Origin of the sequence: Marisediminicola sp. LYQ134, from assembly GCF_046599635.1 — a bacterium.
Lineage (GTDB): Bacteria > Actinomycetota > Actinomycetes > Actinomycetales > Microbacteriaceae > Marisediminicola.
Genome location: NZ_JBKIWP010000002.1, coordinates 830,529 through 850,546, shown reverse-complemented (window position 1 = coordinate 850,546; position 20,018 = coordinate 830,529). Strand labels below are relative to the sequence as shown.

19 protein-coding genes are annotated in these 20,018 nt (G+C 70.8%); 8 read left to right on the top strand and 11 right to left on the bottom strand.

Annotation, left to right across the window (positions count from 1 at the left end; translation table 11 throughout):
• Positions 1 to 19: 19 nt before the first annotated feature.
• The 3 genes from ACLHIH_RS12640 to ACLHIH_RS12630 are packed head-to-tail and all read right to left on the bottom strand — an operon-like array spanning position 20 to position 2,704.
• Positions 20 to 619: a methionine ABC transporter permease gene (locus tag ACLHIH_RS12640; RefSeq protein WP_411317291.1), complete on the bottom strand. Its 600-nt coding sequence runs from the start codon at positions 617 to 619 to the stop codon at positions 20 to 22.
• Positions 620 to 678: 59 nt separating this feature from the next.
• Positions 679 to 1,704, bottom strand: a complete 1,026-nt coding sequence (locus ACLHIH_RS12635) for a methionine ABC transporter ATP-binding protein (RefSeq protein ID WP_411317177.1) — start codon at positions 1,702 to 1,704, stop codon at positions 679 to 681.
• Between the two features lies 1 nt (position 1,705).
• Positions 1,706 to 2,704, bottom strand: coding sequence for a MetQ/NlpA family ABC transporter substrate-binding protein (locus ACLHIH_RS12630; protein ID WP_411317176.1), 999 nt, complete (start codon positions 2,702 to 2,704; stop codon positions 1,706 to 1,708).
• A gap of 273 nt (positions 2,705 to 2,977) precedes the next feature.
• On the opposite strand from ACLHIH_RS12630, the gene ACLHIH_RS12625 reads away from it, so the two are divergent.
• The 4 genes from ACLHIH_RS12625 to ACLHIH_RS12610 are packed head-to-tail and all read left to right on the top strand — an operon-like array spanning position 2,978 to position 5,938.
• Positions 2,978 to 3,667 (top strand): molybdenum cofactor guanylyltransferase, encoded by a 690-nt coding sequence (locus tag ACLHIH_RS12625; protein WP_411317175.1) that lies wholly within the window; start codon positions 2,978 to 2,980, stop codon positions 3,665 to 3,667.
• Positions 3,664 to 4,008 carry a DUF6457 domain-containing protein gene (locus ACLHIH_RS12620; protein ID WP_411317174.1) on the top strand — a complete coding sequence of 115 codons (345 nt, stop codon included), beginning with the start codon at positions 3,664 to 3,666 and terminating at the stop codon, positions 4,006 to 4,008. Before ACLHIH_RS12625 ends, ACLHIH_RS12620 begins: the two co-directional genes overlap by 4 nt.
• The gene (locus ACLHIH_RS12615; protein WP_411317173.1) at positions 4,005 to 5,240 is read left to right on the top strand and encodes a molybdopterin molybdotransferase MoeA; all 1,236 of its coding nucleotides are present in this window, start codon (positions 4,005 to 4,007) and stop codon (positions 5,238 to 5,240) included. The genes ACLHIH_RS12620 and ACLHIH_RS12615 overlap by 4 nt, the downstream gene beginning before the upstream one ends.
• A gap of 35 nt (positions 5,241 to 5,275) precedes the next feature.
• Positions 5,276 to 5,938, top strand: coding sequence for a 4'-phosphopantetheinyl transferase family protein (locus ACLHIH_RS12610; protein ID WP_411317172.1), 663 nt, complete (start codon positions 5,276 to 5,278; stop codon positions 5,936 to 5,938).
• Positions 5,939 to 5,972: 34 nt separating this feature from the next.
• Here ACLHIH_RS12610 and ACLHIH_RS12605 read toward each other — a convergent pair whose 3' ends face one another.
• The 5 genes from ACLHIH_RS12605 to ACLHIH_RS12585 all read right to left on the bottom strand — a co-directional run bounded on the left by ACLHIH_RS12605 (position 5,973) and on the right by ACLHIH_RS12585 (position 14,371).
• Complete coding sequence (locus ACLHIH_RS12605; RefSeq protein WP_411317171.1) at positions 5,973 to 7,325, bottom strand: M1 family metallopeptidase; 1,353 nt, start codon at positions 7,323 to 7,325, stop codon at positions 5,973 to 5,975.
• Positions 7,326 to 7,336: 11 nt separating this feature from the next.
• Positions 7,337 to 11,344: a Pls/PosA family non-ribosomal peptide synthetase gene (locus tag ACLHIH_RS12600; protein WP_411317170.1), complete on the bottom strand. Its 4,008-nt coding sequence runs from the start codon at positions 11,342 to 11,344 to the stop codon at positions 7,337 to 7,339.
• 136 nt (positions 11,345 to 11,480) lie between these two features.
• Positions 11,481 to 12,278, bottom strand: a complete 798-nt coding sequence (locus ACLHIH_RS12595) for an alpha/beta fold hydrolase (RefSeq protein WP_411317169.1) — start codon at positions 12,276 to 12,278, stop codon at positions 11,481 to 11,483.
• An 82-nt stretch (positions 12,279 to 12,360) separates the two neighbouring features.
• Positions 12,361 to 13,227 (bottom strand): DarT ssDNA thymidine ADP-ribosyltransferase family protein, encoded by an 867-nt coding sequence (locus tag ACLHIH_RS12590; RefSeq protein ID WP_411317168.1) that lies wholly within the window; start codon positions 13,225 to 13,227, stop codon positions 12,361 to 12,363.
• An 82-nt stretch (positions 13,228 to 13,309) separates the two neighbouring features.
• Positions 13,310 to 14,371, bottom strand: coding sequence for an LLM class flavin-dependent oxidoreductase (locus ACLHIH_RS12585; RefSeq protein WP_411317167.1), 1,062 nt, complete (start codon positions 14,369 to 14,371; stop codon positions 13,310 to 13,312).
• A 57-nt stretch (positions 14,372 to 14,428) separates the two neighbouring features.
• Here ACLHIH_RS12585 and ACLHIH_RS12580 point away from each other — a divergent pair, with 57 nt between their 5' ends.
• Positions 14,429 to 15,181 (top strand): histidine phosphatase family protein, encoded by a 753-nt coding sequence (locus tag ACLHIH_RS12580; RefSeq protein WP_411317166.1) that lies wholly within the window; start codon positions 14,429 to 14,431, stop codon positions 15,179 to 15,181.
• 1 nt (position 15,182) lies between these two features.
• Positions 15,183 to 15,545, top strand: a complete 363-nt coding sequence (locus tag ACLHIH_RS12575) for a hypothetical protein (protein WP_411317165.1) — start codon at positions 15,183 to 15,185, stop codon at positions 15,543 to 15,545.
• A gap of 75 nt (positions 15,546 to 15,620) precedes the next feature.
• Here the strand turns inward: ACLHIH_RS12575 and ACLHIH_RS12570 are convergent, their stop codons facing one another.
• Positions 15,621 to 17,441, bottom strand: a complete 1,821-nt coding sequence (locus ACLHIH_RS12570) for a DUF2207 domain-containing protein (protein ID WP_411317164.1) — start codon at positions 17,439 to 17,441, stop codon at positions 15,621 to 15,623.
• Positions 17,442 to 17,578: 137 nt separating this feature from the next.
• Here ACLHIH_RS12570 and ACLHIH_RS12565 point away from each other — a divergent pair, with 137 nt between their 5' ends.
• A complete protein-coding gene (locus tag ACLHIH_RS12565) occupies positions 17,579 to 18,247 on the top strand; it encodes a M50 family metallopeptidase (protein ID WP_411317163.1) in 669 nt (222 codons plus the stop codon).
• Here the strand turns inward: ACLHIH_RS12565 and ACLHIH_RS12560 are convergent.
• Together ACLHIH_RS12560 and ACLHIH_RS12555 are read right to left on the bottom strand one after the other, a co-directional pair.
• A complete protein-coding gene (locus ACLHIH_RS12560) occupies positions 18,244 to 18,735 on the bottom strand; it encodes a GNAT family N-acetyltransferase (RefSeq protein WP_411317162.1) in 492 nt (163 codons plus the stop codon). The two genes, ACLHIH_RS12565 and ACLHIH_RS12560, sit on opposite strands and share 4 nt — an antisense overlap.
• A gap of 20 nt (positions 18,736 to 18,755) precedes the next feature.
• The gene (locus tag ACLHIH_RS12555) at positions 18,756 to 19,634 is read right to left on the bottom strand and encodes a Rieske (2Fe-2S) protein (RefSeq protein WP_411317161.1); all 879 of its coding nucleotides are present in this window, start codon (positions 19,632 to 19,634) and stop codon (positions 18,756 to 18,758) included.
• 164 nt (positions 19,635 to 19,798) lie between these two features.
• Here ACLHIH_RS12555 and ACLHIH_RS12550 point away from each other — a divergent pair, with 164 nt between their 5' ends.
• Positions 19,799 to 19,987 (top strand): hypothetical protein, encoded by a 189-nt coding sequence (locus ACLHIH_RS12550; protein WP_411317160.1) that lies wholly within the window; start codon positions 19,799 to 19,801, stop codon positions 19,985 to 19,987.
• Positions 19,988 to 20,018 lie beyond the last annotated feature (31 nt).

Sequence of the window (20,018 nt, the reverse complement as noted above, 5' to 3'; positions counted from 1 at the left end):
GCCCGGTCACCGTTTCGCGTCAGCGGCGCAGCACCCTGCGGGCGAGACCGTTGCCGAGAAACTGCACGAGTTGCACGAGCACGATGATGACGACGACCACGACGAGCGTCACCTCTCCGTTGAACCGCTGGTAGCCGTAGGAGATCGCGAAGTCGCCGAGCCCGCGCCCGCCGATCGCTCCTGCGATCGCCGACATGTCGACGATCGCGATGAACACGAACGTGTAGCCGAGGATGAGAGGTGCGAGCGTCTCGGGCACGAGCAGGGTGAGGATGATGCGCAGGGGTCCCGCCCCCGCGGCACGCGCCGCCTCGATCGTGCCGGGGTCGATCGTCACGAGGTTCTGCTCGACGATGCGCGAGATGCCGAACGTCGCGCCGACGATCATCGCGAAGATCGCCGCGTTCGGTCCGAGCTGCGTGCCGACGACCGCGCGCGTGACCGGGCCGAGGGTCGCGATGAGGATGATGAACGGGATCGGCCTGACGATGTTCACGGCGACGTTGAGCACGTTGTAGACCACGGCGTTGGCGAGGATGTGGCCGGGCCTCGTCGCGTAGAGCAGCACCCCGAGGATGAGCCCGAGAAACCCGCCGACGATGAGCGTCGTGACGACCATGTAGAGGGTGATCCCGAGATTCTCGACGAGGAGGGGGAAGAGCTGGTTCCAGTCGGTCGTCACCGTGCCACCTCCGTGACGGTCGTGAGGTCGCGTAGGTGACCGATCAACGCGTCGACACCGCCGGTGGGGCCCGTCAGTTCGAGGGTCAGGCTCCCGAACGAGCGTTCCTGGATCGCGCCGATGCCCCCGAAGACGACCTCGAAGTCGACACCGTGGTCGGCGTGCGCGCGCCCGAGCACATGCCCGATCTGCACGGACTCGTGGATGTCGACGGTCACGATGCGCCCCTCGTGCACGCTCTGCAGTCGCTCGAGATCGTCGGCATCCGGCTGGTTGCGGATGACGGTGCCGATGAATCGCTTGGCGATGTCGGTCGACGGGTCGGAGAAGATGTCGAACACGCTGCCCTGCTCGACGATGCGGCCACCCTCGATGACCGCGACCCGGTCGGCGATCGCGCGCACGACATCCATCTCGTGGGTGATGACGACGATCGTGATGCCGAGCTCGCGATTGACTTTGCGCAGCAGACGCAGCACCTCGAGGGTCGTCTCGGGGTCGAGCGCGCTCGTGGCCTCGTCGGCGAGGAGGATGCGGGGGGATGTCGCGAGGGCCCGCGCGATGCCCACCGTCTGCTTCTGGCCTCCCGACAGCTGCTCGGGATAGTCGTGCGCCCGGTCGAGGAGGCCCACGAAGTCGAGCAGCTCCGCGACCCTCCGGTCGCGGTCGGCACGCGGCCAGCCCGCGACGCGCAGAGGGTAGGCGACGTTGCCCGCGACCGTGCGGGACCGGAAGAGGTTGAACTGCTGGAAGATCATCCCGATCTCGAGCCGCACGGCGCGCAGGTCGCGCTCGCGGAGCGAGCCGATGTCGTGCCCGTCGACGGTCAGTGTGCCCGAGCTCAGCCGTTCGAGGCCGTTGATGAGCCGCACGAGCGTGCTCTTGCCCGCCCCCGAGCGACCGATGACGCCGAAGATCTCCCCTTCGTCGATCGTCAGATCGATCTCGTGGAGGGCGTGCACGCGCTGCTGTCTGGTGTCGAAGGATTTGGTGACGCCGCGGAACTCGACGATCGCTGTCATGTCACCCTTCCGCGGTGATCTCGGTCTCGATCTCGGCGAGGAGGTCGCGCAGGTCCTCTACCGAGAATCCCTCGACGACGACCGCCGTGCCCTCCGACGACTCGACGACCGAGTCGAGCACCTCGGGGTCGTGGTAGAGCTCCGCCACTCGCTCGAACACGGGGTCGTCGGCCTCGTCGGCGCGCGCGACGATGAGGTTGATGTAGGGCTGAGCCCCCGCAGACGACGGATCGTCGGCGAAGATCGCCGAGTTCGGATCGATGTCCGCGTCTTTCGCGAAGTTGTTGTTGATGATGGATCCGTCGACCGAGGGAAGCGAGAGGGCCGTCTGCGCCGCGTCGACCGTGATGACGCTCACCCTCGAGGCTTCCGTGTCGATGTCGGCGGGCGTCGGGGCGAACTCGTCGCCCGTGAGCGTCACGAGCCCCGCGGCTTCGAGCACGAAGAGGGCTCTCGCCTGATTCGAGGGGTCGTTGGGGATGGCGATCTCGCCGCCCTCGGGGATCTCGTCGACCGACTCCCACCGCTCCGAGTAGAGACCGAGCGGCACGATGATGGTCGACGCGATGGGCACGAGGTCGTCGCCGGTGTCGACCCGGTGCTGGGCGAGGAACCGCAAGTGCTGGAACGCGTTGAGGTCGACCTGATCGTCGGCGAGCGCGGGGTTCGGCTGCAGGTAGTCGGTGAAGTTGACGGTCTCGATCGTGATGTTCTCGTCGGCGGCCTTCTCCTGCAGGATCGCCCAGTACGGGAGGCTCTCATCGGAGACGCCGATGCGCACGACGGTCGGTTCGGCACCGTCGGCCGCCGCTTCGCTCGAGGACGCGTCGGAGAGGTTGACGACCACGAGGGTGGCCGCCACGAGGCCGGCCGCTGCCGCGAGGGCACCGCCGACGATGAGGGGAGCGCGATTCTTTCTGCGCTCGGGGAGCCGGGGGGCCGACGAGTCGGGTGTTCTCGGGGTTCCGGGGGTGACCGGTGTTCGGGGCGTTTCAGACATCGTCGATCTCTCTTCTGTGCTGGGGTTCGTGGTGCGGACCGTGCTGCGGACTGTGGTGCGGCTCGTTCTGCAGACGACGGGATCGTCGTCGCGGACGATCAGAATCGCGCGGCACTCCCGATCGGCCGAATTCGATGTCGTTGCGCGTCGAACTGTGACGTAACACGGCGGCGAGGGCCGAGAGTTCGCGATGATGGTCGGTCGCGCGCTCGGCGGGGAATGCGCGAGAACGTCGGCCGGTCGCGAGCCCCGGCCGTCGCCTACTCTGGGGAGGTGAGTGACACGACGGAGTCTCCCCGGCCCATGACCTCGACCTCGACCGCCGGCCCTGCCGCCGAGAAAGCACCGGTCGTCGACGCGATCGTGCTCGCGGGCGGTCGATCCAGCCGCTTGGACGGCACCGCGAAGTCGGGGCTCGTCGTCGACGGACGCACCCTGCTCGACCTCGCCGTCGACGCGTGCTCGGGCGCGCGAGCCGTGGCGGTCGTCGGGGACGCCGCCGACCTGCCCCTCGAGGCGCGCCTCTCTGATCGCGTGCTCATCACGCGGGAGGAACCCGAGTTCGGGGGGCCCGCCGCCGGCATCGCGGCCGGAGCGGCGCTGCTGACCGTGCTCGGATCGGAACCGAGCGCCCTGACACTCGTCGTCGCGTGCGACCTCGTGCACGCCTCCGACGCCGTCGAGCGTGTGCTCGACGCCGCCCGCGCGGCCGGGTCGACCGATGGCGTGATCGCCGTCGACTCGACCGGTCGGCGCCAATGGCTTCTCGCGGCATACAGCACCGAGAAGCTCGCCGCGGCTGTCGAAGCGCACGGACCCGACCTCACGGGGGCATCGGTGCACGGGATGCTCGGCGACCTCGAGCTCACCGAGGTCGCCCTGACCGACGGCGTCGCCGACGACGTCGACACGTGGGATGACGCGGAACGCCTCGGCGTCACCGCCCCGGATGCTCGAAAGTGAGCGACGACGCACGAACGAGCCCCGCGCCGAACGAGCGCGCAGCTCTCCTCGCGCAGTGGACCGAACGCCTCGCGACCGAACTCGGCGTGAATGACCTCGACGTCGACATCGACGGTCTGCTCGGGCTCGCGGGTGAAGCCGCGCACTCCGTCGTGCGCCCGGCCGCCCCTCTCACGACCTTCCTCGTCGGATACGCCGCGGGGCTCGCGGCTGCCGACGGCCGACTTCAGCCCGCGTCGGCCGTCGAAGCCGCCTCGGCCTCGGCATCGCAGCTCGCCCAGGCTCACGCTGACGAACAGGCTCGCGAACAGGCTTCCGCGGCCACTGCCCCTCCCGAATGAGCGACCCCGCCGCGCGACGGCCGCCGCGGATGACCTGGCACGAGGCGAGGTGGGCGGCGTTCGCGGCAGCATCCGCTCTCGCGATCGACACGGTGCCGCTCGCCACCGCGGTCGGGCGCACCCTCGCGTCGGACGTGCTTTCGCTCATCGACGTTCCGCACTATGCGTCGGCCGCGATGGACGGCTGGGCTGTCGCGGGCACCCCACCCTGGCGCGTGCTCGACCCGGGCTCGGAGGCGCACCCCACTTCGCAAGCCGCCCTCGACCGCGGCACGGCGGTGCTCATCGTGACCGGCGGTCTCGTGCCCGAGGGGGCCACGGGGGTGCTGCAGAGCGAGTTCGCCCACGTCGACGGCGGGGTGCTGACGGTCGCCGCGGTGCCGGGGGCTCGCGAGCCTTCTGCACTCAAGCACGTGCGGCCGGCGGGCGAGGAGTCCCGTGCGGGCGAGGTGGTGGTCCGCGCCGGCGCGACGCTCACGCCTCCGCGCGTCGCCGTGATCGCGGCATCCGGTCACGACGAGGTGCCGGTCGTGCGCGAACCGCGCGTCGCCCTCGTGCTCACGGGAGACGAGGTGGTCGAGGCGGGGATCCCCGCGCCGGGCCGCGTGCGCGACAGTTTCGGAGTGCAATTGCCCGCCGTCGTGGGGATGCTCGGCGCGACCCTCGACGGAGCAGTGCGCGTGCTCGACGATCGCGACGCCGTCGTCGCGGCGATCGGGGCCGCCGCGAGAGCCGACGTGGTGGTCACGACGGGAGGCACCGGCACGTCGGCCGCCGACCACATCCGAGGGGCGCTGCTCGAGCTCGGCGCGACGATCGTCGTCGAGCGCGTCGCGATGCGGCCGGGCAGCCCGAGCCTGCTCGCGACCCTCCCCGACGGGCGGCTCGTCGTGGGCCTTCCGGGCAACCCCCTCGCGGCGATGATGGGCGTCCTGACACTCCTCGAACCAGTGATCGCGAGTCTGCTCGGCCGCGCGACCCCTCCGCTCGGTGCCGTCGAGCTCGCTGCGGATGTCGCCGCGACCCCTGCGGCGTCGAGGCCGACGCGACTCGTGCCCTACGTGCTCTCGCGCGAGGAGTCGGCGGCGCGATCGGGCGCGGTCGCGACGCCGTGGACCGGGTCGGCGATGCTCCGCGGGCTCGCGGAGGCCGCGGGAGTTCTCGTCATCCCGCCCGACGGCGCGGCGCGAGGCGAGACCGTCGAGGTGCTCCGGCTGCCGTGGACGGCCTGAGCGATCAGCCTCGGGGGCGTGCCGGAGCGAGGCGCGTGAGGGTCACCCTGACCCCGCCGGGCGACCGCGACCGCGACAGCGACGACGACGACGACATCGTGACCACCGCGATCGCTCGGGCGACGGGCGCACCCCGCGAGGCGGTGCGGTGGTCTCGCTCGTGCCCGACGTGCGGGTCGACCGAGCACGGTCGCCCGCTCGTCTCGCGTCCGCGAGGTGTCGCGGTGAGCATGAGTCGTGCGGCCGGGGTGCTCGCCGTCGCTGTTCTCACGGGAACTGCGCTCACGGACGGCGAAACCAGCGACGACGTGAGCCTCGGCCTCGGCGTCGACATCGAGAGCGTCGCCGACGTCGCTCGCCACGATGTCGACGCGGTGCTCGTGCACCCTCTCGAGGTCGCCGAGGTCGGGCCGCGGCGAACCGAGGGAGGACGGATCGCCCGCGCACGCCTCTGGGTCGCGAAGGAGGCGGCGCTCAAGGCGGCGGGGATCGGGTTGCGCACCGAGCCCGCGACCGTGCGGGTGACAGCGGGTGGGCCCGAGGATCCTGAGTCGGCGACGACCGACTCGGGCGCGAGCATCCGGTTCTTCGCGGCGGGTGACGGCCTCGCGGGCGCCGTCGCGGTCGTCGGACCGGGTGGTGACGCGATCGGCGGAGCGGCTGGGCTCGAACTCGAGCTCGAGCTCGAGCTCTTCTGAACGACGCCGACGCCGGCCGGCGACGGGAGTCGGCTCAGCGACCGGCTCTCGGCAGTTTCGGGAGCGCCGACTCGAACACCCACGCGCGCACGAAGTCACCGAGGGGTTCGGGAGAGAACCGGTCGAGATGCTCCACGAAGTCGTCCGTCGTCACCGAGCCGTGGCGGTGGTCGCCGGTCCACGCGCGCAGCATGTCGAAGAAGGTGTCGTCGCCGAGTGTGAGCCGCAGTGCGTGCAGGGTGAGGGCACCGCGCTTGTAGAGCCGGTCGTCGAACATGAGGTCGGGGCCGGGGTCGCCGATCACGATGTCGGTGTCGAGGGCCGAGAGGTTGGCCCAGAACCCGGTCGCGAGCCGCTGCGCCGACGGGCCACCGGAGTGCTCGGACCACAGCCACTCGGCGTAGCACGCGAACCCCTCGTGCAACCAGATGTGCCGCCAGCTCGCCGCGGTCACGCTGTTGCCGAACCACGAGTGCGCGAGCTCGTGCGCGATGAGGCGTTGCGACCCTCCGTGCCCGTCGACGTGGTTGCGTCCGAACGTCGACATGCCTCCGGCCTCGAGCGGAATCTCGAGCTCATCGTCGGTGACGACGACCGTGTACGACGCGAACGGGTAGGGCCCGAACATCCGCTCGAAGAGCTGCATCATGTGCGGTTGCGCCGCGAAGTCGGCCCCGAAGTCGTCGAGGAGATCGCCGGGCACATACGACCGCTGCACGACGGTCGCCGAACCCTCGGGGGTGTCGAGGGCGCGCAGCTGCCGGTAGACCCCGATCTGCACCGTGGCGAGGTAGGTCGACATCGGTTCGGTCATCTCGAACACGCGCGTCGTGCGACTGCCGACCTTGCGGGTCGACGTGCACGAGCCGTTCGCGACGACCGTGTACTCCGACTCGGCGGTCACCGCGATGCGATAGGTCGCCTTGTCGCCGACGACGTCGTTGCACGGAAACCACGTGGGCGCGCCGTTCGGCTGCGCCGCCACGAGCACTCCCTCGGTGAGTTCCTCCCACCCGACCTCGCCCCACGCGCTGTCTCGGGGAGCCGGGTCGCCCGTGTAGCGCACGACGACGGTGAACGCCGTGCCGGTGGCGAGAGGCTCGGCGAGCGTCACCGTGACCGCCGTCGCCCCCTGGCGGTACTGCGCCGGTTTCGCGCCGTCGACGAGCACCTTCGACACCGAGAGACCCTCGAGATCGAGTCGGATGCTCGCGATGTCGCCCCGCGCGACGGCCTCGAGCGTCGCCGTGCCCGTGAGACGGTTCGTGGCGACACGGTAGTCGAGGTCGAGCGAATAGTGGTGCACGCGGTATCCGCTGTCACCGCTGCCCTCGACGTAGTCGTCGGGTCGCGCGGTCACGTCGGACCGGGGATTTCGCTTGGGCACACCAGAGTCTGTCACGCCCGCGGGGCGCGCTCGGAGGCCCACGGCGCGATGGGGTTGCCGACCCACCGACTCGAGGTCGGCACGGTCTCGCCGCGCATGACGAGCGACCCCGGTCCGACGGTCGCGTGGTCGTCGATGCGCGCGGCGGGCAGGATGACGCTGTGCGGCCCGATCGTCGCCCCGGCGGCGAGCTCGACCGAGTCGAGGCCCATGACGCGGTCGTGGAAGAGGTGGGTCTGCACGACGCACCCGCGACCGACCGTCGCGCCGTCGCCGATCGTGACGAGGTCGCACTCCGGCACCCAGTAGGTCTCGACCCAGACGCCGCGCCCCACGGTGACCCCGAGGGTGCGCAACCACACGGCGAGCGCGGGGGTTCCGGTGGCTTGCGCGGCGAACCACGGCGCCGCGACGGTCTCGACGAAGGCATCCGACACCTCGTTGCGCCAGATGAACGACGACCAGAGCGGATGTTCGCGCGCCGAGATGCGCCCCACGAGCACCCATTTGGCGACCGTCGTGACACCGGCGGCGACGGCCCCCGCGGCGAGGAGCACGGCCCCGGAGAGGGCGATGGCGCCGCCGACACCGACCGTGAGCACGAGCGCCTCGAGGGTCGCGAGCACCCCGATCGCGATGATCACGGTCACGACGATGGGAACGAGGCGGCCGAGCTCCCACAGGGCGCGTGCGACGCGCAGCCTGCGGAGCGGATGGAACGTGCGCGTCTCGTCGAACTCGACGGTCGCGCGACGCAACCTCACGGGAGGGTTGCCGAGCCACGACGACCCCGACTTCGCTTTGCGAGGGGCAGCGGAGAGCACGGCGACGAGACCGTTCTTCGGCACGACACGACCGGGTGCGGCGATGCCCGAGTTGCCGAGGAACGCGCGTCGCCCCACGCGCGTCTCGTCGACCCGCATCCACCCTCGCCCGAGTTCGTAGGAGCCGACCATCGTGTCGTCGGCGAGGAAAGCGCCGTCGTCGATGCGCGTGAGCGAGGGCAGGAGGAGCACGGTGGATGCTTCGACCCCCGCCCCCACGCGGGCGCCGAGCAAGCGCAGCCACACGGGTGTGAAGAGGCTCGCGTAGAACGGGAAGAGCAGGGTGCGCGCCGAGTCGAGCAAGCGCTCGGTCATCCACACCGCCCACCCGGTGCGGCTGCGCACAGGAACGGTGCCGGGACGCACCGCGAGCGCGAGCAGTCGCACGGCGGCGACCGTGAGCACGGCGTAGACGACGACGGCCGCGACGACGGCGACGGGCGACCACACGACGGCCGCGAGCGCCGCGGCCGCGAGGGTCGGGGCGGAGACGACGGCGCTCCCGATGATGGCGACGGCTCCCGAGACGGCGACGACGGGCAGCAGCGAGAGGGCGAGCGATCCGGCCGCGAACGCCGCGAGCCACCGTTTGCCCGCGGGCGGTCGCTCGTCGGGCCAGGCGTTCTTGGCCTTGCCGATGCGCTGGGCTGGCGACCCCGCCCAGAGCTGGCCCGCGCGCACGTGCCCGTGCACGACCGATCCGGGCGCGACCTCGGAGTTCTTGCCGACGCGGGCACCGGGCATGAGGGTGCTGCGCGAACCGATCGTCGCGCCCGCGCCGATCTGCACGCGGCCGATGTGCACGGTGTCGCCGTCGACCCAGTAGCCCGAGAGGTCGACCTCGGGCTCGATCGCGGCTCCCGCGCCGACCTTGAGCATGCCCGTGATGGGCGGCAGCGAGTGCAGGTCGACGCCCGGCGCGATCGTGGCACCGAGCGCCCTCGCGTAGTAGCTGATCCACGGGGCACCGGCGATGTTGACGGCGCCGACGAGTCTCGCCACCTGTTCGGCGAGCCACAGCCTCAAGTGCACGCGACCCCCGCGCGGGTACTCCCCCGGGGTCACCCCCGCGAGCAGGAGTCGCGCCGACCCGACGGCGAGCGCCATGCGCCCGAGGGGGGTCACGAGTACGACGAAGCCCGCGACGATCCACCACCACGACACCGTGGGAGCCCACGGCACGTCGGCGACGAGGGCGAGCACGTTGTTGGCGGCGAGGAGGTAGACGATCCACCGAGCACCCGCGAGCACGTGCAGAGGGATGCCGAGGAGGGTCTGGAAGATCTGCGTGCGGCGACGCACGGGCGCGACCGTGCGTTCGAGCGCGGCGACCGCGGGCGCCCTCGCGTCGAGCTCGTCGGCGAGAGCGCCGATGCGCGGGTGGTCGTAGATGTCGGCGACCGTCGTCTCCGGGAATCGCGCGCGGATCGCCGACACCAGCTGGGCGGCCGAAAGCGACCCGCCACCGTGCGCGAAGAAGTCGTCGTCGGGCGACGTGACCGGGATGCCGAGCACCGACGTCCACGCGTCGGCGATCCACAGCGCCGTCGGGCTCAATCGCGACGCCGAGTCGTCGCGCGACCCCGCGTCGCCCGTGCCGGCACCGTGCGCCCCCGCTCCCCCCGACGACGGAGACGGCAGCGGCCACGGCAGTGCCGAGCGGTCGACCTTGCCCGAGGTGCGCGTGGGCAGCGAATCGACGACCGCGAGCACGGGCACGAGCGGCGCGGGGAGCACCTCGCGCAATCGGGTGGTCGCGGCATCCGTGTCGAATCGGGACTGCGGGTCGACCGGCGCGAGGTACCCCACGAGAACGCTGTTTCCGGCGGGGGTGCGCTGCACGACGGTCGCGGCGCCGGCGACACCCGGGAGTGCGGCGAGAGCGGCGTCGATCTCGCCGAGCTCGATGCGGCGGCCGCCGAGCTTCACCTGGTCGTCGGCACGCCCCTGGAACACGAGGCCCTCGGGGTCGAAGCGCACGAGGTCGCCCGAGCGGTAGGCGCGAGCCCAGCCGAGCGACTCCATGGGGGCGAACTTCTCGGCGTCCTTCGCGGGGTCGAGGTAGCGCGCGAGACCGACGCCGCCGATGATGAGCTCGCCGACCTCGCCGGGGGCCACAGGGTGGCCGTCGGCGTCGACGACCGCGAGATCCCAGCCGTCGAGGGGCAGACCGATGCGCACGATGTCGGAGCCGTCGAGGAGCGCGCCGCACGCGACGACGGTGGCTTCAGTGGGTCCGTAGGTGTTCCACACTTCGCGGCCGTCGACGGCGAGGCGCTCGACGAGCTCCATCGGGCACGCCTCCCCGCCGAAGATGAGCAGTCGCACGAGTTCGAGCGACTCGACGGGCCACAGCGCGGCGAGGGTCGGCACAGTCGAGACGACGGTGATGCCGTGCGCGATGAGCCACGGGCCGAGGTCGACACCCGACCTCACGAGCGAGCGCGGAGCCGGAACGAGGCACGCTCCGTGGCGCCACGCGAGCCACATCTCCTCGCACGAGGCATCGAACGCGACAGACAGTCCGGCGAGAACGCGATCGCCGGGTCCGAGCGGTTCGCCCTGCAGGAACAGTCGCGCCTCGGCGTCGACGAGGGCCGCGGCCGAGCGGTGGGTGACGGCGACACCCTTCGGCACGCCCGTCGACCCCGAAGTGAAGATGACCCACGCGTCGTCGGCGGGCGTGACCTCGGGGAGGAGAGTGATCGCCGCGGTCATCGGCGTCGTCGCGGGAATCGACTCTGCGGGGGCGGCGTCCGGGATGCCCGCACCCTCCCGCCGCGCGAACACTCCCCCGGCGCCCACGACACCGACCACTCCCGCTTCGCCGAAGACGAGGTCGGCGCGGTCGTCGGGATCGTCGGCATCCACGGGCACGTAGCTCGCCCCCGCCCAGATGATCGCGAGGATCGACACGTAGAGCGAGCGCTGCCCCGACGGGGCACGAACCCCGACGCGGTCTCCCCGCCGCACTCCGGAACGCACGAGGTCGACGGCGGCGTGCTGCACGAGGCGCACGAGTTCGCGATAGCTCACGCTGCCCTCGGCATCCGCGATCGCGGGCGCCTCGGGGTTCTCGGCCGCGGTCGCGCGCAGGATGTCGACGAGGGTGCGCGGTTCGGGAGCCCGCTCGCCGGCGAGCAGAAGACCCGTGCTGCCAGACCCTGTGCTGCCAGACCCCGTGCTCCCAGACATCCTCACGACCCCTCCGCCAGAGCGTTGGTGCTCGTGCTGCGCCGGGAGTCTATCCAGCCCCGGTGACGCGGGAGTTAACGGCGCGGCGGGCGACGCAGAACGCGATCGCGATCGCCGATCGCGCTCGCCGATCGCACTACCCGATCGCGGTCGCGACCACGCGCGCGAGCCTCTTGCGCACGAGATGGTCTCCCGCCTCGACCTTGTGCACCGACACGTGGCGCATCTGCTCGATGATGCGCAGCCCTCCGGGCATGAGAAACGGGTCGAGGGTCCCGTAGACGACCTCGACGGGAATGCTCACCGAGGCGATGTCGCTCACGCTCGTCTGCGACTCGATCGCCTGCTGGAGCGAGAGCACGAAGGCGTTCCAGTTGCGTTCGCTCACCTCGAGCACGTTCTTGATGGGCGACATCCGAGCGAGGAACGTCGCGTTGCGGATCGTGAACTCCTTGTTGGTACGCAGGTACTCGTAGGCCTTGAGGTAGAGCCCCATCGCGGCCCGTTCGACAGGGTCGCCGAGCGCATCGGGGTCGACGTAGACGGGCGGGCTCACGAGCACCAGTTTCGCCACGTGCCTCTTGTGGGTGGCGGTGTAACGGGTCGCGATGAGACTGCCCATCGAGTGCCCGACGAGCACGAACGGCCGCCTCAGCCGGAGCGAATCGATCGTGTCGCTCAGGGTCTCGACGTGCTCCTCGATCGTGAACGTGGCCGACTCGGGGGCCACCGACTCCCCGAACCCGAGGAGGTCGATCGCGACGACCCTGTGGGTGTCGAGGATCATCGGGATCAGCTTCTCGAAGGTGACCGACGACGACGCGATGCCGTGCACGAGGATGACCACGGGGCCGCTGCCCTCATCGAGAGCGATGTGCAGCGGGGGTGTGCGCCGGGATCGCCACCGATCTCGCGCGCGCTCCCACAACCCCATGCCCCGAGTATGGCAAGTGTTCCGAGAACAGGGTCCAGCGCGGCGTGCCGCGGCAGCGGTCGTATCACGCCGCATGTGCCGCTCAGTCGACTTCGGGCACCGCGAACCAGGGCGGGTGCACGGCCACGCGAGGTGAGTGCGGGGTGTCGGCGAGCATCTCGCGCACCAGACCCCGGGCCCGATCGTTCGCGACACCGATGAGCGTGATGGCCTCGAACGGCACGGCGTGCTCGACGAGCAGCTCGGCGCGGTGGACGGCGGTCTCGTCGCGCGCGAGCCGCGCGATGAACATCGACGCGGTCTCCTCCGTCGCCGCGAAACGGCTGCGCGGATCGGCCGCGTCACCCTCCGCGACGACGAGGGGGGTGTCGACGGCATCCCGAACGAGCGCGACGGTCGTGACGAGGATGACGAACTCCGAGGCGGGGAGGGCGCGCACGGCGTCGCTCACGCGGGGGTCGTTGCTTCCGGCCCGCATGCCCGTCCACACGGTGCCGTCGGGGCTGAGCGAGAACGGAACATGCTCGGCGACCGTCGCGGAGCCCTCTCCCGCCACCCGCGCCAACCTCCGGATCGACCGGTTGTCGGGCGACGACGCGTCGACGACCGGCGTCGCGAGGATGTCGGCGACGATCGACCCTCCCGCGAGGATGCCCGGGAGGTTGCTGATGTGCGTCACGTGGTGCAGGCGCTGGGCGGCGACATCCACGGGCTTGGGGGCGGTTCCGGCGATGCGACCGGTGGACGAGGCGCTCGAGCGGCTCTGCGCGCGGCCCGCGGTTGCGGTGCCGGCGGTCGTTGCTCCGTCGCTGCGCAGCGACGGGGTGGACCGCAGCGACGTCTTCTGCACTCTCGGCGCGCGAACGACGGGCGCAGACGGCGCCGCGACCTTCGGGCTGCAGATGTCGCAGAGCGCGGGATCGAGCTCGTGGATGCACTCGTCGATCACTCGGTCACCTGGCACGCGGTCGTCGAAACGGAGCGGGAACAGCTGGGCGGGGACGTCGGATGCAGGGTCATGCGGGGGGAGCTCACACAGTGACTTTACGCGCGGTCTCGGGCGTCGTGTGACGGTCGCCCGACCATCCGAGCACGGGCGAGATGTGGCGCACGACCGAGTCGAGCAGGCTCGCGTTGAAGTCGACCCCGAGCTGGTTCGGCACCGTGATGAGCAGTGTGTCGGCGGCGTCGATGGCCGCGTCGTTCGCGAGCTCTTCGGCGAGCACATCCGGCTCACCGATGTAGCTGCGACCGAAGCGCGCGAGCCCCCCGTCGAGGTGACCGACCTGGTCTTTGCCCTCGACCTGGGCGCGCAGCCCGAAGTAGCGGTGGTCGAGTTCGGTCACGAGGGGGATGATGCTGCGACTCACCGACACCCGACCGGTGCCGGGGTGACCGGTCGCGGCCCACGCCTCGCGATAGATCGCGATCTGCTCGGCCTGCAACTCGTCGAACGGAACCCCCGTGTCTTCGGTGAGAAGGGTCGAGCTCATGAGGTTCATGCCCTGCTCGCCCGCCCAGCGCGCCGTCTCTCGGGTGCCCGACCCCCACCAGATGCGGTCGGCGAGACCGGGCGATTGCGGCTCGATCGCGAGAAGCCCCGCGGGGCCCATGCGCGGGTTCGCTTGCGCCATCCCGGCCCCCGAGATCGCGGCGCGGAAGATCGCGGTGCGGTTGCGGGCGTCGTCGGCGTCGGTCGAGCCCTCCGCGGGCACGTAGCCGAACGACTCGTAGCCGCGGATCGACGTCTCGGGTGACCCACGGCTCAGGCCGAGCTGCAGTCTGCCGTCGCTCATGAGGTCGACCGCCGCCGCCTCCTCCGCCATGTAGAGGGGGTTCTCGTATCGCATGTCGATCACGCCCGTGCCGATCTCGATGCGGCTCGTGCGGGCCGCCATCGCGGCGAGCAGCGGAAACGGCGACGCGAGCTGCCGGGTGAAGTGGTGCACGCGCACGTAGGCGCCGTCGACACCGATCTCCTCGGCGGCCTCGGCGAGCTCGACGGACTGCACGAGGGCGTCGCGCGCGGTGCGCACGTGCGACCCCTCGACATCCTGGTAATGGCCGAACGACAGGAACCCGATGCGCTTCATGCCCTCCTCAGCGTCGACACGGCTCGCGCTATTCCCACTCCTCTAGGCTCGAAAGTCATGCGCCTGCTTCTCATCCGCCACGGCCAGACCCCCTCCAACGTCGACGGTCTGCTCGACACCTCGCGCCCCGGCGCGCCCCTCACCGGTCTCGGCGAGCAGCAGGCGGCCGCGATACCCGAGGCCCTCGCGGGTCAGCGCATCGACCACCTCGTCGTCTCGCCGCTGCTGCGCACGCACCTCACCGCCGCACCGCTCGCCGCCGACCGCGGACTCGAGGTCGGGACGGATGTTCCCGTCGTCGAGGGACTCGAAGAGATCGGCGCCGGCTCGCTCGAAATGCGCAACGACCCGGAGGCCCACCGCGCCTACCTCGAGGCCGCCTTCGCGTGGGGTGCGGGAGACCGGGATATGTCGATGCCCGGCGGTGACGACGGACACGCGTTCTTCGATCGCTTCGACCGTGCCGTGCGCGAGGCGATCGCGGGCGCGGGCGCCGGTGCGGCGGGGGCCGACCCCGACACGACGGTCGCGATCGTGAGTCACGGAGCCGCGATCCGGGTCTGGGTCGCGGCGTGGGCCGACAACATCCACCCCTCGTTCACGGCCGAGAACGACCTGCCCAACACGGGCATCGTCACGCTCGAGGGCTCGTTCGAGTCGGGCTGGACGCTCGCCGACTGGCTCGGCACACCCGTCGGTGGCGCGGCCCTCGACGATCCGGCCGCCGACGACTTCTCGGGCGAGACACTCGACGAGGTGGAGTCCGACGCGCACCCCGACGCGGCCGTCGATCGGCGTACCCTCGACTGACATGATCACGAGACGCGACGCGGCACAGCGACTGGACATCCCGCTCGAGATGGCTCAGCGCCACGGCATCCCGTCGCGGCTCTCGGAGGCGGACCTCGCCGCGATCGAGGCGAACCCGCCCGTGTGGCTCGCGCAGTCCCGCGCCAACCGCACCGGCAAGAAACCCGTGTGGGTGCAACTGACGTGCAGCATCTGCGGGGCAACCGAGTCGGCGAGGCCCAAGAAGTGGTGGCCCGAGTTCACCTACCTCAGTTGCGAGTTCCACGATCCGAGCGAGCTGCCGACCGTCACGGCGGGCTACATCCGTGCCGAGTTCGACGGCGTCGGCTCCCGTTTCGTCGGCATCGTCGACGACCCGCACTGACCCGCCCCCACTGTGCGCAATTTCCGCGAGCGTGCGTCGGATCCGACGTACGCTCGCGGAAATTGCGTACTTGGGCTAGACGCCGCCGCCACCCCCGCCGCCACCGCCGCCGCCCGCCGAGATGCCGCCGCCGGTGCCCCCCGAGGGGCTGCTGTAGCTCGACACGCTCGTCGAGACCGACGAGATGGTGGATGCGAAGACCGCCGCGTTGAAGGTCGTCGAGCCCGAATACCACCCGGGTTCGGTGCCGTTCTGCTCGTAGAAGCGTCCGAGCTCCGCCGCCCACTTCTTCTCGACCCCGAACAGCACGGCGTAGGGCAGGAGCTTCTCGTGCAGACGCACGACCTCGGCCGGGTCGTCGACCGAGACGCGCGCCCGCTCCGCACCCTCCGGCGACTGCAGATAGCGCAGCCTCTCGGCTTCGGCGAGGTCGATGTAGGTCTTGAGGCCGAGCAGGTGGTCGCGCACGCGCACACCGCGCGCCCCGAGCGGAACCTTCGTGACGGCGGTCAGCGCGACGACGATCGCGGCAGCGGAGGCGAGGAGGAACAGGATCGGCACCCCGCCCCCGAACGCGCCGCCGAGCGAAACGGCGGCGAAGACGGCCGACACTAGCCCGGCGACGAGCGCGACGGTGAACGCGATGCCCGGCAGGGCGTGCGAGACGCGCTTGAGCGTGTCGTCGGTTGCGGCATCCTTCTTCACCCGCTCGGCGAGTTTCGTGAACCGCTTCGCCGACTTCTCGTTGGCTTTCTTGAGGCTGCGGTTCTCCCCCGGGGTCAGGGTCGCCCCGAAGAGGGCGTGCAGAGCTTCGCGCTGATCGGGCGTCGCGCCCTCGTCGGTGAGGTAGTCGAGGCGGTAGCGCGGTTTGGATGACGTCGACTCGTCGACGATGCGCACGTGACCGGTGACGGCGAGGTCGAGGATCTGCGCCGTCGTCGCGACACTCTGCTTGTGCAGCACGAGGGCGGCGACGGCCACGCTCGCGTCTTTCGGGGGGAGGTATTCCGCGACGATGGTGCCGCGCCCGGGAGCGTCGGCGAGCATGGTTCGCCGCAGCACGAGCGCCCACACGGCCGCGGCGAGCGCGACGATCATCGCGACGAGCGAGATGGTCGGCCACGGTGCGGCCCCGAAACTGTTGTCGCGAGGCACGAACGTCTCGGGCTCGAAGGCGATCGCGATGGTGAGGGTCTCTTCGGGGTCGAGGTCGGTCGCGCTCGCGACGAGGCCGTCATCGGTCGCCTCGACGACCGCGCTCGAGTCCGATGTGATGTTCGCGTTGCTGAGGGTGGCACCGGTCTCGCCGGCGATCGCGGCGATGTCGCCCGTGAGCGAGTCGACGAGTTCGGGGTCGACGACGACCGTCGCCGACACCGAGTCGAACGGTTGCGCCCAGTCGACGCCGTTGACGTCCCAGTAGAACTCGTCGACGCCCGTGTCGTCGGCGAACCGCGTCACGTTGCGCGCCTCCCACGTGATCACGTAGGTCTGCTGACCCCGCACGAAGTCGTCTCCCGCGATGGTGACCTCTCCGCCGTCTTCGCTCTCCACTTCGCGCGGCTCCGCCGATTCGTCGGTGACCGAGACGATCTCGAGGTCGATCGGATGCCCGTCGTAGCGATCCGGGATGACGCGGAAGATTCCGCGGTTCTGGTCGAAGTCCGGAAACTCGGCGACGATCGTCTCGGTGACTCGCAGCTGCGAGCGGCCCTCGTCGTCGGCCGAGAGCTCGTAGACGGCGTCGAAGCTCGAGAACGTGAAGTCGTCGACATCCGCGCGAAGCGAGCTCGCCGACGCCGGTGCACTCGCCGCACCTCCCCCCGTCAGGAGAGCAACGAACCCCAGTGCGGCGAGGGCTGCTGATGATCGGGTGAGCACGGAGCGAGCGGACATGCCCCCGAGCCTAGGGGCCGGGCGCTCCGCGCCCGCGAGTCGGGCGAGCGTGGCGGCACTGCGAGACTGGGGGCATCGACCCCACAGATCTCGTTCCCGACTGGTCGGCGCTGTTCTCCCGCGCCGATCCGATCGACGTGCCTCCGACGGTGCTCGCGGTCGTGCTCGTCGCGGCCGCGCTCGTGAGCGTCCCGAACGCCACCTGGCGGTATTTCGGCCTGTTCACGACTCTCGTGCACGAGCTCGGGCACGCCGTCGCGGGGGTGCTCACCGGTCGCACGGTGCGCGGCATCCGCATCCGGCGCAACCACTCCGGCGAGGCTCTGAGCAGCGGGCGCGGAACAGCGAGCGCCGTGGTGAGCGGGGTCTTCGGCTATCCGGCCCCCGCGATCGTCGGTGCCGCTCAGCTGTGGAGCGTGTTCGCGGGCTACCCGTCGCTCGCTCTCTTCGCGGGAGGTGTCGTGCTCGTCGTCACCCTGCTCGTGATCCGCAATCTCTTCGGCGTGCTCGTGGTGCTCGCGTCGATCGCGGCGAGCGCCGCACTGTGGTTCTTCGCGACACCGGAGTGGCAGAGCTACGCGCTCCTCGTGCTCGGGGTCGCTCTTCTCGTGGGGTCGGTGCGTGCGCTCGTGGGCGTCGCGAGCGTGCACGTGCGGCACCGGTCGCGTCTCTCGAGTTCGGATGCCTACCTGCTCGCGCGTCGCACCGGGGTGCCCTCTGCGGCTTGGCTCGTGCTCTTCGCGCTCATCATCGGGGCGAGTTGCGTGTTCGCGGTCGCCTCCTACCTGGGTTCTGCGGCCGTCTAGGACTGCGCGTGCGGGGCGAGCCTCAACACCATGAAGACGCTGTACGGGTCGAGCTCGTACGAGCCGAACGGTTCGGTCTCGACGAAACCCGCGCGCTCGTAGAGTCGTCGGGCGGGCGCGAACTCCTCGGGCGTTCCGGTCTCGAGATAGATCGCGCGGTGGCCGCGGTCGACCGCGAGGTCGACGAGGTGTCGGAGGAGTGCTGCCCCCACGCCGCGACCGCGCGCGGCGCCACGCGTGCGCATCGACTTGAGCTCTCCCGTGCCGTCGCCGAGGTCGGCGAGCGCGCCGCACGCGAGCAGCTCCCCATCGGCGGCCCGGACCGTGACGAACGAGATCTCGGGGGCCTCGAGCGCCGACACGTCGAGGGCGTGCACGCTCTCGGGCGGCGAGGTCGCGTGCATGTCCGCGAGGTGCTCGAGCAGGAGTGCCGTGACGTCGGGAGCCGACGGACTGTCCGACCCGATCGTGAGGGTGCGGTCGGTCATGCGTCGATTCTCGCCGACAGCTACCCCGCGTTCGGCAACCGCACCTCGACCTCGCCGTGAACGACGCGCGTGGTGAAGCGGGGCTGGGGTGAGGTCGCGGGTCCGTGCACGACCTCCCCCGTCGTCATGTCGTAGACGCTGCCGTGCCACGGATCCGTGACGAGCGGGGTGTCGGTGTCGACATCCGTGAGCCGTCCCTCGTCGAGCGGCCCTCCGAGGTGGCTGCCCACGTTCGACAGCACGTCGACGCTCTCGCCGCGTCGCAGCACGAGCAGCGGTTGCCCCGCGACATCCACTCGCGTGAGCTCTCGGTCGGGCAGGTTCTCGAGCGAGGCGAGAGGATGCCACCCGGGCGGGAACACGTGGGGCACGTGCTCGACGTGGTTGGCCCCCGCGGCCTGGCGATAGCTCAGGTGGCCGCCGAGAAAACCCGAGCCGGAGACGACCGCGAGCCCCGCGTAGGCGAGCACTTTGCCGCTCGTGTGTTTGCCGCGCTTGCGCTGCATCCACGACGCCCCGTAGAGCACGATCGCGACGGCGTTGGCGGCCGCGTGAACGATACCGACGCGTTTCTGCTGCGGGTGCAGCTCCGACCAGTCGGTGAGCCCCGCGGCGGATGCCGGCACCGCACTGAGCACGCCAAAACCGACGAGCGTGCGCGCCGCCCGCGTCGTCCCGGGCACGACGTCGAGCACGGCGGTCGACACCCACGCGCCCGCCGGGAGCAGGATCGCGAGGGGGTGGAACGCGTGGCCGATCGGCACCCCGTGGAGGGCGTCGCGAACCGGTTGCGGCTGGATGACGCGCATGACTCCCCCGCGCACCTTCGCGATGAGGGGGTCGAGGGCGTTCGCGTTCTCGAGCACTTCGAGGGCTTTGACGATCCGGAGCTCTTTCATGGTCCCAGACCACTCGCTCGGCGGGCATCTGACAAGACCCTTGTCTTCCGCGGCGCACACACTACGCTTGCCGCCCCGTGCATCGCACCCCCTTGCTCGCGACGTCGAGATCGGCTGAGCTTGATCCAGTCCGATAATGAACGACCGCGACGAAGGTGACGACGATGAGTGATCCCGACATCCAGGCTGTCGAGTTGGACGGCGGCGTGCCGAACGCCGCCACCGACGGAGACCTCGAGGCAGCGACGAACGACGCGCTCGGGGAGACCGACGCGACACTCGACGACGAGTCGCCGGCCGTCGACTCGCCCGCGGCCGACTCCCCCGAGGCCCCGTCACCCGACGCCGTCTAGGCGCTCCGAACGCTCGCACCCCCGGGCCCCG

Bases quoted from the DNA above. Each gene is read 5' to 3' on its own strand.
- ACLHIH_RS12640 (WP_411317291.1), bottom strand. From the start codon at position 619: ATGGTCGTCACGACGCTCATCGTCGGCGGGTTTCTCGGGCTCATCCTC.
- ACLHIH_RS12635 (WP_411317177.1), bottom strand. From the start codon at position 1,704: ATGACAGCGATCGTCGAGTTCCGCGGCGTCACCAAATCCTTCGACACC.
- ACLHIH_RS12630 (WP_411317176.1), bottom strand. From the start codon at position 2,704: ATGTCTGAAACGCCCCGAACACCGGTCACCCCCGGAACCCCGAGAACA.
- ACLHIH_RS12615 (WP_411317173.1), top strand. From the start codon at position 4,005: ATGAGCGACCCCGCCGCGCGACGGCCGCCGCGGATGACCTGGCACGAG.
- ACLHIH_RS12600 (WP_411317170.1), bottom strand. From the start codon at position 11,344: ATGTCTGGGAGCACGGGGTCTGGCAGCACAGGGTCTGGCAGCACGGGT.
- ACLHIH_RS12595 (WP_411317169.1), bottom strand. From the start codon at position 12,278: ATGGGGTTGTGGGAGCGCGCGCGAGATCGGTGGCGATCCCGGCGCACA.
- ACLHIH_RS12585 (WP_411317167.1), bottom strand. From the start codon at position 14,371: ATGAAGCGCATCGGGTTCCTGTCGTTCGGCCATTACCAGGATGTCGAG.
- ACLHIH_RS12580 (WP_411317166.1), top strand. From the start codon at position 14,429: ATGCGCCTGCTTCTCATCCGCCACGGCCAGACCCCCTCCAACGTCGAC.
- ACLHIH_RS12575 (WP_411317165.1), top strand. From the start codon at position 15,183: ATGATCACGAGACGCGACGCGGCACAGCGACTGGACATCCCGCTCGAG.
- ACLHIH_RS12570 (WP_411317164.1), bottom strand. From the start codon at position 17,441: ATGTCCGCTCGCTCCGTGCTCACCCGATCATCAGCAGCCCTCGCCGCA.
- ACLHIH_RS12560 (WP_411317162.1), bottom strand. From the start codon at position 18,735: ATGACCGACCGCACCCTCACGATCGGGTCGGACAGTCCGTCGGCTCCC.
- ACLHIH_RS12555 (WP_411317161.1), bottom strand. From the start codon at position 19,634: ATGAAAGAGCTCCGGATCGTCAAAGCCCTCGAAGTGCTCGAGAACGCG.
- ACLHIH_RS12550 (WP_411317160.1), top strand. From the start codon at position 19,799: ATGAGTGATCCCGACATCCAGGCTGTCGAGTTGGACGGCGGCGTGCCG.